The following is a 10,430-nucleotide window of genomic DNA, read 5'->3' as shown; positions in this document are numbered from 1 at the left end:
TACCATTAAAAATACGAAAAAAGGAGCAAAAAACTATAGTTTTCTACTCCTTTTTATTAACAATTAATTCCTAAAAAGACTTTTTCAGTGCCCTCATAAAAGTGGAATAGGTTTTTTTATTAGGTAGCTAAACATTACTATTTTGAAAAGCGTAGTTTATGTAGCTCTACCAAGGTGTATTAGTTTCTAAATAAACAAGTTTTAATTCTTATTGTTTTTAGCGATGGTATTCATAAGTATAGAAAATGGATGCTTTTATAGGGCAATCTAAAGGACAAGGCAGGGCGTTCTGTAACTGTATTTAATTGGTGGAAATTTCAATGAATTTGGTTGGTGCTTTTTTATTTTTTTAAATTGTATTAATAATAAAACCCAATAGAATTTCATTAAATTTGTGCACTTTTGCTTTTTAAAAATTTTAAAAATATTTCTTTTAATGTCGAGTATAATTCAATTACTTCCTGATCATGTTGCCAACCAAATTGCTGCTGGAGAAGTCGTACAAAGACCGGCTTCAGTTGTCAAAGAATTACTTGAAAATGCCGTTGATGCAAGGTCAACGGATATTAAATTAATTATAAAAGATGCCGGAAAAGCACTGGTTCAGGTTGTAGATAATGGTTTAGGAATGAGTGTTACTGATGCTCGCCTATGTTTTGAACGTCATGCGACATCTAAAATCCGTAAGGCCGAGGATTTGTTTTCTTTGCATACCAAAGGTTTTCGTGGGGAGGCATTGGCTTCAATTGCTGCGATCGCTCATGTGGAAATGAAAACTAAGCAGGATCAAGAAGAACTTGGTACTCAAATTATCGTTGAGGGAAGTAAGTTTGTGTCGCAGGAAGTAGCTGTTTTACCTAAAGGAACCTCTTTTGCAGTCAAAAATTTATTTTTTAATATTCCAGCTCGTCGAAATTTCTTAAAGTCGGATACGGTTGAATTTCGTCATATAGTTGATGAGTTTCAACGTGTGGCTTTGGCACATCCCAATATTTACTTTACTTTTTATCATAACGGCAGCGAAATGTTCAATTTGCCGGGTTCTAGTTTGAGGCAACGTATTGTTAATATATTTTCTGGTAAAACCAATCAAAAATTGGTGCCAGTACAAGAAGAAACTGAAATAGTAACTATTGAGGGTTTTGTTAGTAAGCCGGAATTTGCTAAGAAAAGTCGAGGAGAACAGTTTTTCTTTGTTAATGACCGTTATATAAAAAGTGGTTATTTGCATCATGCCGTGATGGCAGCTTATGACGGTATTTTGAAAGACGGCGCACAACCGAGTTATTTTTTATATTTGACTGTACCGCCAAATACAATTGATATTAATATACACCCTACTAAAACGGAGATCAAATTTGACGATGAGCATGCTTTATATGCCATTTTAAGAGCTTCTATCAAGCATAGTTTGGGTCAGTTTAATGTAGCACCCGTTTTGGACTTTGATCGAGATTCAAATTTAGATACACCTTATCACTATAAAGATTTAAAAGGAGCGACGCCCACAATCCAGGTTGACGGTAGTTTTAATCCTTTTTCTGATGATAAAGTAAATAAACATTATTCTTCAGGTTCAGGTTATAAGAAGGCGGAGCCTACTGCTAATTGGGAGAGTTTGTATGTTGGATTGAAACAGGATGCTGAATGCACTACTGGTAGCGCTGATTTTTCGTTCGAAAGCGAAGAGGTTACTGGTTCTTTGTTTAATGATGGAGAAGTCGAGCAAACCGTTCATAGCGCTTATCAAATCCACAAAAAATATATTGTTTCCTCGATAAAATCAGGAATGGTTATTGTGGATCAGCAACGGGCACATCAACGGGTTTTGTATGAGCAATTTTTAATCAACATGACCGTTAATCAGGCTTCAAGCCAGCAATTATTATTCCCCCTTGATTTGTTCTTTTCCTCTGTTGAAATGGAACTTATTGAAGAGTTGAAACTTTCACTAATTAATACTGGTTTTGTTTTTGAAGAAACGAAAAAAGACCATATTGTTATTTCAGGAATTCCGGTAAATGTGACCGAAAGTGAAGTTTCCCTAGTGTTGGAACAGTTATTGAGTGATTTGCAGGACGGTATTCCCGAAAGTAGTTTTAGTCAAAATGATTCAATTGCAAAATCTATGGCCAAGAGTTTGGCTGTAAAAACAGGAACACCTTTAACAGTAAAAGAACAGGAAAACTTGGTAAATGGCCTTTTTGCCTGTAAGGAGCCTAATGTTTCCCCTTTTCAAAAACCCACTTTCATCACCATGCGTGTGGAAGATTTAGATAAAAAATTCGCAATATGAGAAACGTAACCGAAACGGTAAAACAGTTAATTATAATTAATATCCTATTTTTTATAGGAACTCAAATAGTTGGAGATGGTGCTTATGCATTATTGGCCATGTTTTTTCCAGAAAACACTAATTTTCAATATTGGCAGCCTATTACGCACATGTTTATGCATGGAGGTTATATGCATATCTTTTTCAATATGTTCGCTTTGTATTCATTTGGATCAGCTTTGGAAAGTATTTGGGGAAGCAAGAAGTTTTTATTCTTTTATATTTCGTGTGGTTTAGGTGCTGCCTTACTTCATACGGGAATAAACTATTATTATTTCGTTGAAGGGATGAATACTCTTGTTGCAAATGGATTTCCAAAAGCGGAGGTTTTACAAATTTTAAATGAAGGTAAAATCAATACACAGTGGCAGGAAATTATGACTGTTTCTCAATTCCAAGATTTTACAAGTGCTTATTTAGGGACGGTAGTAGGAGCTTCGGGTGCTATTTATGGTGTTATCGTTGCATTTGCATTTATGTTTCCTAATGCTGAATTGGCTCTAATGTTTATACCAGTGCCTATTAAAGCTAAGTATTTTGTACCTGGTTTGGTATTAGTGGATTTGTATTTAGGGATATCTGGTCAATCTATTTTTGGTGGTGGAGGTATTGCCCATTTTGCTCACGTAGGTGGGGCGTTATTTGGATTTTTGATTATGTGGTACTGGAAAAAAAACCAGTTCAATGATAACCGTTGGAATTAAGGACAATTAGAAATATATTTAGAACAAATTCTAAACTCAAGATATGAATATTTTAGACGACTTAAAATCACAATACAAATTAGGAGGCATTGCTCATAGACTGATCTTTTGGAATGTAGGTTGTTTTCTAGTTTCATTGGTTTTTTTCTATCAATTTAGTGTGGGGTCGTTTAGTTTTCCAACTTGGGTTGCTCTGTCTACGGAACCTTCAAATTTCATTATAAAACCCTGGACGTTCTTGACGTACTCATTTTTTCATGATGGTTTTTTTCATTTGCTTTTTAATATGGTAATTCTCAATTTTGCCAGCTCTTACTTTTTAACTTTTTTTACACAAAAGCAGTTTTTGGGCTTGTATATTTTGAGTGCGATATTTGCTGGTATTGCATTTGTAGGAGGGTATTATATTTTAAATTTAAGTGCATCAATTGTGGGGGCTTCGGCTGCAATTATGGGGATATTGGTAGCGGTTACGACATATCAGCCTCTAATGAATGTGAGACTATTGCTTATTGGAAATGTGAAATTATGGCACATTACTGCAGTAATTCTTATCCTTGACTTAATGCAGTTTCGTTTAGACAACACTGGTGGACATATATCCCATATATCAGGTGCATTATTTGGATTTGTTTATATTAAGTTATTGCAAAACGGGACTGACTTGAGTAAAATCGTTTCTTGGGTTATTGCGTTTTTTGCAAGTTCGTTTAAGAAACCAGCATCGACTCCTTTCAAAAAAGTGCATAAAAATTACAGTAGGAAACCGGTAGAAAAAAGAGCTTCTAAAATTATAACAAAAGATAAGGCACAGCAACAAATCGATGAGATTTTAGACAAAATAAGTAAGTCTGGATATGATAGTTTGAGCAAAACTGAAAAAGAATTTTTGTTCAAAGCCGGTAAATAAAAACTAGTAATCAATCGATTCTGATAGTTTAAAAAGTAGATAAGCATTAGTGTTTTAACTGAATAAAAAACAATATGAAAAAACTTTCATGGTTCAACAGAGGGATGTTTAGTTTGAACGTTGTTCTTATAATAGTTACGTTTGTTGCTTATGTTTTGCCTTTTTTGGCACCTAAAATATTTCCGATATTATCTGTTCTGACATTATTTATGCCAGTATTTTTTCTATTAAACGGTTTGTTCTTTTTGTATTGGGCTATTCAATTCAAAAAACGGATGTTCTTATCAGGATTGGTGCTTTTGATGGGGATTACTTTTATCAATAAGTTTTATAAATTTTCGTCAAAAGAGTATCCAGAGGATGATAAAGATTTTGTTGTGATGAGTTATAATGTTCGACTATTTAATTTGTTTAAATGGTTGGACAAAGAGGATGTGCCGGGAGTTATTCTTGGTTTCATCAATGATAAAAATCCAGATATTTTATGTATTCAAGAATTTTCTTCATCAACTGTTATCGACTTGAAAATATATCGCCATAAATATATATTGATGGAGGGGAACAAAATTAAGACTGGTCAAGCGATATTCTCTAAATTTCCAATTATTAGTCAAGGAAATATTGTGTTTCCAAGCTCCAACAACAATGTGATTTATGCTGACATTAAGAAAGGAAAGGACATTATCAGGGTTTATAATATGCATTTGCAGTCCATAAAAATCACCCCAGATGTTAATGAGATATCTGAAAATATAGATGTTATCAATAAGGACAAATCTCAGATGTTACTTATTAGAATCAGTAAAGCTTTTAAACAGCAGCAACAGCAAGCAGAGATATTTAAAGAGCATAAGAAAAAATGTGAGTACCCAGTCATAATTTGCGGGGACATGAATAACAGTGCGTTTTCTTATGTATATAGAAATATAAAAGGTACTCTTAAAGACAGTTTTGAAGAAGCTGGTAAAGGTTTTGGAGAGACTTATAAATTTAAGTACTACCCAACAAGGATTGACTATATTTTTGCAGATGAAAAGATGACTGTCAAAAAATTTGAAAGTTTTTCTAACTTCGAAAATTCAGATCATTATCCTATTATGGCAAAAATGTCATTAGAATAATAAGTTGTTTGAAAGTATTAAATTCGTTGGTTTTTTAGATAATCAACGGTGAATTTTCCTTCATTAAACAGTAAGTCAAGCACGCTTAGGTTATTAATAAAACCATGTTTATCTTCAAATACTTGTATGTATCTTTCAAATGAGGAAGTGTCTTTTTTACCATCTACGAGATATCTAAAATCGGAAGTAAGGGTGGCGTCAATATCTTGTATGTATTCTGTAGTATTAGTATAGTCTAATTTTATTCTTAAACATTTATTTACTATGTCTAAGGTTTCAAAATTTAAGTCCAATAGAAACTTATGTTTTTTTTCAAAAAAAGGACGAATGTCATCTTCAAAAAATTCGAAAAAAGGCGAGCTTCTATATGCCGTTTCCAGTGATTTGTAGTGTTGTTTTTGCCAATCAAAATCTGAATCTATCTGAAGGTCCTTCGTTTTCTGATGTGCTCCCTTTGCGTGTTTAATTGGAATATTCAAAAGCTGAAGTCCATTTGGACTATAGATATAAGCTCTATTACGATTGGTTTGTTTCTGAAAATTATCCTCTACTTCAAAGGTGATTTTTTCTGACTGTAGCATGGCTGCAAAGTGGCTAATCGAGGGGAAATAGGTTGGCTGTAGTAAAGTATTCATTAGTTTAATTTGTTTAAAGTTTAAAGTTTAAGGTTGCGGCTAACTTTAAACCTTAAACTTTAAACATTTTGATTACCCTTTTTTCGCTCTACTTTTTTTGTATAAATACTCACCGAAAAAATAAGCTGCAAGGAAAATTAAGAAGTATTTGAAATAGGACTGTGGCTGTCCTTCTCCGCTTACAGTTGTAAATACTCTATCCCAACGTACTTTATTTAATCCTTTTCCGTTAGTGTCCCAACTCATCCAGATAAATACTGGTTTACCTACAATGTGATTTTCAGGTACGTAACCCCAATAGCGACTATCTTCAGAGTTATGACGGTTGTCTCCCATCATCCAGTAATAATTTTGTTTAAAGGTGTAGTCTTTTACAACTTTACCATTAAGTCTAATTTCATTACCTGTAACTTTTAGGTCGTTTTTTTTGCCGTCATCATTCATTTCGTAGTCAGTGATAATTCTACTGTAAAAAGGCAAAGTTTCGGTTGTAAGTGCTACAGTTGCTCCTTTTTTAGGAATGTATATAGGACCATAATTATCTCTATTCCATTTGTTGATATTTGGGAAAATACCGTCTTCATATCCCTGTGATATTTCTTGTTTTACGCTTGTAATTCCAGGAACGTTTTTTAATCTTGCAGCACCAGCAGCTGTTAATGCTCTAAATAGTAAAGTGTCTTTTTTGTCGTTATCTTTAAAGTAAACCATATCAGTGATATCGAGATCCTTTAATAGATATTCAAAATCAATAGGTGTAGTTCCGTCTATGGCAACTGAGTATGAAAATTGTGGTTTTGCTCTTTCTGGTAACTGCAAAAGCTTACCATCGATATATACAAGTCCGTCTTTGATAGATAGGCTGTCTCCAGGTACCCCAACGCATCTTTTTACGTAATTCGATTTTTTATCTATTGGTTTTATTACTCCAGGTGTTCCTTTTGGTTCAAAGAAATAATGAACGGTATCAACGGGCCAGTTAAAAACCACTATATCAGTCCGATTTATAGCTTCAATTGCGGGCAATCTTAAGTAAGGTAGTTGTGGCCAGCTAAGATAAGATTTGGTTTTAACAAAAGGAATTGAATCATGTACCATTGGCATGGCGATAGTTGTCATAGGAACTCTTGCTCCATAATTGATTTTGCTTACAAATAAGAAGTCACCAATCAACAAAGATTTTTCTAATGAAGAAGTTGGAATAGTATAAGGCTGTACAAAATAAGTATGAACTAAGGTCGCTACTATGATTGCAAAAAGCAATGAACTTAGTGTACTAGCCGCTTTATTTTCAGAATTTAAATTTCTGTCTGCTACGTAATCTAATTTCTGTGTATAGTTTATATAGTATAGGTATAGTCCGCAAGTCGCAATTCCTAAGAAAGTATCTAAATTAGATTTTTTTCCAAAACTTCTCAAGGTTTCTACCCATATTACTGGAAACATAATTAGATTAATGATGGGGATAAATAGTAAAAGTGTCCACCAAGTTGGGCGCCCAATAATTTTCATTAAAATAATGGCATTATAAACAGGTATTGCAGCTTCCCAAGCTTTTCTTCCTGCAGCTACATATAGCTTCCAAGTTCCTAAAAAGTGAACTATTTGTATAAATAAGAAAAATACAAACCATTGATATAGTGTCATAATTTTGTGATTAGGGTTTGAAGCTTAAGGTTATCCCAATGAGATTTTGTCCTTAAGCTGGTAAAAGTTTATTTTAAATTTAATACGTCTTTCATTGTGAAAACACCGTGTTTGCCAACAATCCATTCTGCGGCAATTACCGCACCAAGAGCAAAACCTTCTCTGTTGTGTGCTGTGTGTTTTATTTCTATTGCATCAACTGCTGAGTTGTATGTTACTGTATGAGTTCCAGGAACAGTTCCAATCCTCTTTGCTTCAATATGAATCTCATTTTCTTTTGGGTTGTCCAATGTCCAGTTAGTGAAATTGCTGTTTTCTATTACTCCTTGGGCCAATGAAATAGCTGTTCCGCTTGGCGCATCTAATTTTTGAGTATGGTGAATTTCTTCCATCCCAACAGTGTAGCTGTCTAATTTAGACATCATTTTAGCTAGGTATTCGTTCAATTCAAAGAAAATATTAACACCAAGGCTGAAATTGGAACTAGAGATGAATGCTCCATTTTTTTCGTTGCATAAGCTAACCATTTCATCAAAATGTTCTAACCATCCTGTTGTTCCAGAAATTACAGGAACATTAGCATTAAAACAACTAGAAATATTACTTATAGCAGCTGTTGGGATACTAAAGTCAATAGCAACGTCAGCATTTGAAAGGCCGTCGTATGAATTGTGCTCGTCTTTTTTCAAAACAATTTCATGACCTCTTTCTAGTGCAATTCGTTCGATCACCTGGCCCATTTTTCCGTATCCTAAAAGCGCAATTTTCATTTCTTTTGATTTTATTTTCATTTCATCTCACTTTTTGAGTAAGTGATTAGAAATTGTAATTAAACGTTAGACCCACATTTGTTTTAAATGTTACATCATTTGGGTAAATAACAGGTCTGACTGATAAGTTTTCATCAACATTGAATTGCAATAGGGCTGCGTCAACATTGGCGTCTATGATATTTAAAGCATAAAAAGCTGCAATAAATAAAGCGGACAAATCTCGGTTACGTTGGTAGAATTTTTGCCCAGCAATTAAACGAGCATCATCAAGATAACTGTAGTCGTCATCAGAATAACCCTCTAACCTACGTTTATAAGCATCTCTATAATTATGATATTTTTTATTGCTATCTAAATAAAAATAAAGACTGGTACCTATTGCGCCATATACAATGGGTATTTTCCAGTATTTTTTATTGTAGGCTTGTCCTAAACCTGGCAGTACAGCTGAGTAAAAAGCAGCTTTTGCAGGTGTTAATGGATCAATGTCATTTGATTTTAAAGTATCTTTTGCTATAAGAACCGCATTGTTTTTTGCTTGGGCAAAAACTGATGTGCTTCCTAAAATAAAAAAAAGTATTCCTATGGAAATAAGTTTATTCACTATCCCTTTATTAATTCGATGATTCTTTTTAAATCTTCTTCTGATTGAAAAGGAATCGTGATTTTTCCTTTACCGTTTCCAGCCACTTTTACGTCTACTTTATTTCCAAAATAATTAGAAAAGGCCTTTTTTTGCGATTCATCTATTTCAAATGAAGCGGTCTTTGCTTTAGTAGCAGGTTTTGGCTTTAAGCTTTCTTGGTAGTTTTTTACTAAGGCTTCTGTGTCACGAACGGAAAGGTTCTGGCTTACAATTTTTTGATAGATATCGGTTTGAATGTCCAGATCTTCAATATTGATAATTGCTCGACCATGTCCCATAGTAATGAAACCGTCACGAATACCAGTTTGGATAATCGGATCGAGTTTTAAAAGTCGTAAATAGTTCGCAATTGTGGAACGTTTTTTTCCAACACGTTCGCTCATTTGTTCTTGTGTCAATTGAATTTCATCAATCAAACGTTGGTATGAAAGTGCAATCTCAATAGGATCTAAATCATGGCGTTGAATGTTTTCAACTAATGCCATAACCAATGACTCATTGTCATTTGCGATTCGAATGTATGCGGGAACTGTAGTCAATCCTACTAAGGTAGAAGCGCGTAAACGACGCTCACCCGAGATCAATTGGTATTTATTGAAATCTAGTTTTCGTACTGTAATGGGTTGGATCACACCTAATTCCTTGATGGAAGTAGCTAGTTCTCTCAATGATTCCTCATTGAAATTACTTCTTGGTTGAAATGGATTTATTTCAATTGCTTCAATATCAAGCTCAATAATGTTTCCTACTACCTTGTCTGCATTTTTATCGTCTACGGATTTAATATCGTTTTGTGGATCTTTTAATAACGCAGATAACCCTCTTCCTAAGGCTTGTTTTTTAATTGCTTTTGCCATAAAACTATTTACTGTTTTTCTTTATAACTTCTTGGGCTAAATGCAAGTAATTAGCAGCCCCTTTACTCGTTGCGTCATAGTTTATTATGCTTTCGCCAAAACTAGGAGCTTCGCTCAACTTCACGTTTCGTTGAATAATGGTATCAAAAACCATGTCGTTAAAGTGTTTTTGAACTTCTTCTACAACTTGGTTTGATAATCGTAATCTAGAGTCAAACATTGTCAATAACAATCCTTCAATATCTAAATCAGGGTTATGAATCTTTTGAATACTTTTTATAGTGTTTAGTAATTTTCCTAAACCTTCAAGTGCAAAATATTCACACTGAATAGGAATAATTACTGAATCTGCTGCAGTAAGTGCGTTTAATGTTAGCAGTCCAAGTGATGGAGCGCAATCGATGATGATAAAATCGTATTCATCTTTGATGCTTTCCAATGCTTTCTTAAGCATATATTCCCTGTTTTCTTTATCGACTAATTCGATTTCGATCGCGACAAGGTCAATATGAGATGGAATTACATCCACATTAGGAGCAGAACATTTTATGATTGCCTCTGCAGGCGTATTGCTGTGTTCCAGGATTTGGTAAGTTCCAATTTCGACATTATCCACATCAATCCCAAGTCCAGAACTTGCATTTGCCTGAGGGTCAGCATCTATCAGTAGTACTTTTTTTTCTAAAACTCCTAAGGAAGCGGCAAGATTTACAGATGTTGTAGTCTTTCCAACTCCTCCTTTTTGATTAGCAATCGCAATGATTTTGCCCATTTATTTTATAAATTTTGAACCGTAAAAATA

10 protein-coding genes are annotated in these 10,430 nt (G+C 34.0%); 4 read left to right on the top strand and 6 right to left on the bottom strand.

Annotated elements, in window-relative coordinates:
- Nucleotides 1-436: 436 nt before the first annotated feature.
- From mutL to BLV91_RS12290, 4 genes are all read left to right on the top strand, one after another.
- Nucleotides 437-2,296 (top strand): DNA mismatch repair endonuclease MutL, encoded by a 1,860-nt coding sequence (gene mutL, locus BLV91_RS12305; RefSeq protein WP_091433719.1) that lies wholly within the window; start codon nt 437-439, stop codon nt 2,294-2,296.
- Nucleotides 2,293-3,039, top strand: coding sequence for a rhomboid family intramembrane serine protease (locus BLV91_RS12300; protein WP_091433716.1), 747 nt, complete (start codon nt 2,293-2,295; stop codon nt 3,037-3,039). Before mutL ends, BLV91_RS12300 begins: the two co-directional genes overlap by 4 nt.
- Nucleotides 3,040-3,082: 43 nt before the next feature.
- Nucleotides 3,083-3,949 carry a rhomboid family intramembrane serine protease gene (locus BLV91_RS12295; RefSeq protein ID WP_091433713.1) on the top strand — a complete coding sequence of 289 codons (867 nt, stop codon included), beginning with the start codon at nt 3,083-3,085 and terminating at the stop codon, nt 3,947-3,949.
- Between the two features lie 74 nt (nt 3,950-4,023).
- Nucleotides 4,024-5,070, top strand: coding sequence for an endonuclease/exonuclease/phosphatase family protein (locus tag BLV91_RS12290; protein ID WP_091433710.1), 1,047 nt, complete (start codon nt 4,024-4,026; stop codon nt 5,068-5,070).
- Between the two features lie 17 nt (nt 5,071-5,087).
- Here BLV91_RS12290 and BLV91_RS12285 read toward each other — a convergent pair whose 3' ends face one another.
- The 6 genes from BLV91_RS12285 to BLV91_RS12260 form a co-directional block, all read right to left on the bottom strand.
- A complete protein-coding gene (locus BLV91_RS12285; RefSeq protein ID WP_091433708.1) occupies nt 5,088-5,705 on the bottom strand; it encodes a WbqC family protein in 618 nt (205 codons plus the stop codon).
- A gap of 72 nt (nt 5,706-5,777) precedes the next feature.
- Nucleotides 5,778-7,352 (bottom strand): signal peptidase I, encoded by a 1,575-nt coding sequence (lepB, locus tag BLV91_RS12280; RefSeq protein ID WP_091433705.1) that lies wholly within the window; start codon nt 7,350-7,352, stop codon nt 5,778-5,780.
- Nucleotides 7,353-7,420: 68 nt separating this feature from the next.
- Nucleotides 7,421-8,122, bottom strand: coding sequence for a 4-hydroxy-tetrahydrodipicolinate reductase (dapB, locus tag BLV91_RS12275; protein WP_091433753.1), 702 nt, complete (start codon nt 8,120-8,122; stop codon nt 7,421-7,423).
- Nucleotides 8,123-8,168: 46 nt separating this feature from the next.
- Nucleotides 8,169-8,729, bottom strand: a complete 561-nt coding sequence (locus tag BLV91_RS12270; protein ID WP_091433703.1) for a DUF5683 domain-containing protein — start codon at nt 8,727-8,729, stop codon at nt 8,169-8,171.
- On the bottom strand, nt 8,729-9,628 hold the full coding sequence (locus tag BLV91_RS12265) for a ParB/RepB/Spo0J family partition protein (protein ID WP_091433700.1): 900 nt from the start codon (nt 9,626-9,628) through the stop codon (nt 8,729-8,731). The genes BLV91_RS12270 and BLV91_RS12265 overlap by 1 nt, the downstream gene beginning before the upstream one ends.
- 4 nt (nt 9,629-9,632) lie before the next feature.
- Nucleotides 9,633-10,400 (bottom strand): ParA family protein, encoded by a 768-nt coding sequence (locus BLV91_RS12260; protein WP_007136359.1) that lies wholly within the window; start codon nt 10,398-10,400, stop codon nt 9,633-9,635.
- Between the last annotated feature and the right edge of the window lie 30 nt (nt 10,401-10,430).

Source organism: Flavobacterium degerlachei (genome assembly GCF_900106645.1).
Taxonomy (GTDB): domain Bacteria; phylum Bacteroidota; class Bacteroidia; order Flavobacteriales; family Flavobacteriaceae; genus Flavobacterium; species Flavobacterium degerlachei.
The sequence above is the reverse complement of the archived record's forward strand: the minus strand, read 5'-3'. Positions and strand labels throughout refer to the sequence as shown.

Coding starts and splice junctions, on each gene's coding strand:
- BLV91_RS12300 (WP_091433716.1), top strand. CDS start 2,293: ATGAGAAACGTAACCGAAACGGTAAAACAGTTAATTATAATTAATATC.
- BLV91_RS12295 (WP_091433713.1), top strand. CDS start 3,083: ATGAATATTTTAGACGACTTAAAATCACAATACAAATTAGGAGGCATT.
- dapB (WP_091433753.1), bottom strand. CDS start 8,122: ATGAAAATTGCGCTTTTAGGATACGGAAAAATGGGCCAGGTGATCGAA.
- BLV91_RS12260 (WP_007136359.1), bottom strand. CDS start 10,400: ATGGGCAAAATCATTGCGATTGCTAATCAAAAAGGAGGAGTTGGAAAG.
- mutL (WP_091433719.1), top strand. CDS start 437: ATGTCGAGTATAATTCAATTACTTCCTGATCATGTTGCCAACCAAATT.
- BLV91_RS12265 (WP_091433700.1), bottom strand. CDS start 9,628: ATGGCAAAAGCAATTAAAAAACAAGCCTTAGGAAGAGGGTTATCTGCG.
- BLV91_RS12285 (WP_091433708.1), bottom strand. CDS start 5,705: ATGAATACTTTACTACAGCCAACCTATTTCCCCTCGATTAGCCACTTT.
- BLV91_RS12290 (WP_091433710.1), top strand. CDS start 4,024: ATGAAAAAACTTTCATGGTTCAACAGAGGGATGTTTAGTTTGAACGTT.
- lepB (WP_091433705.1), bottom strand. CDS start 7,352: ATGACACTATATCAATGGTTTGTATTTTTCTTATTTATACAAATAGTT.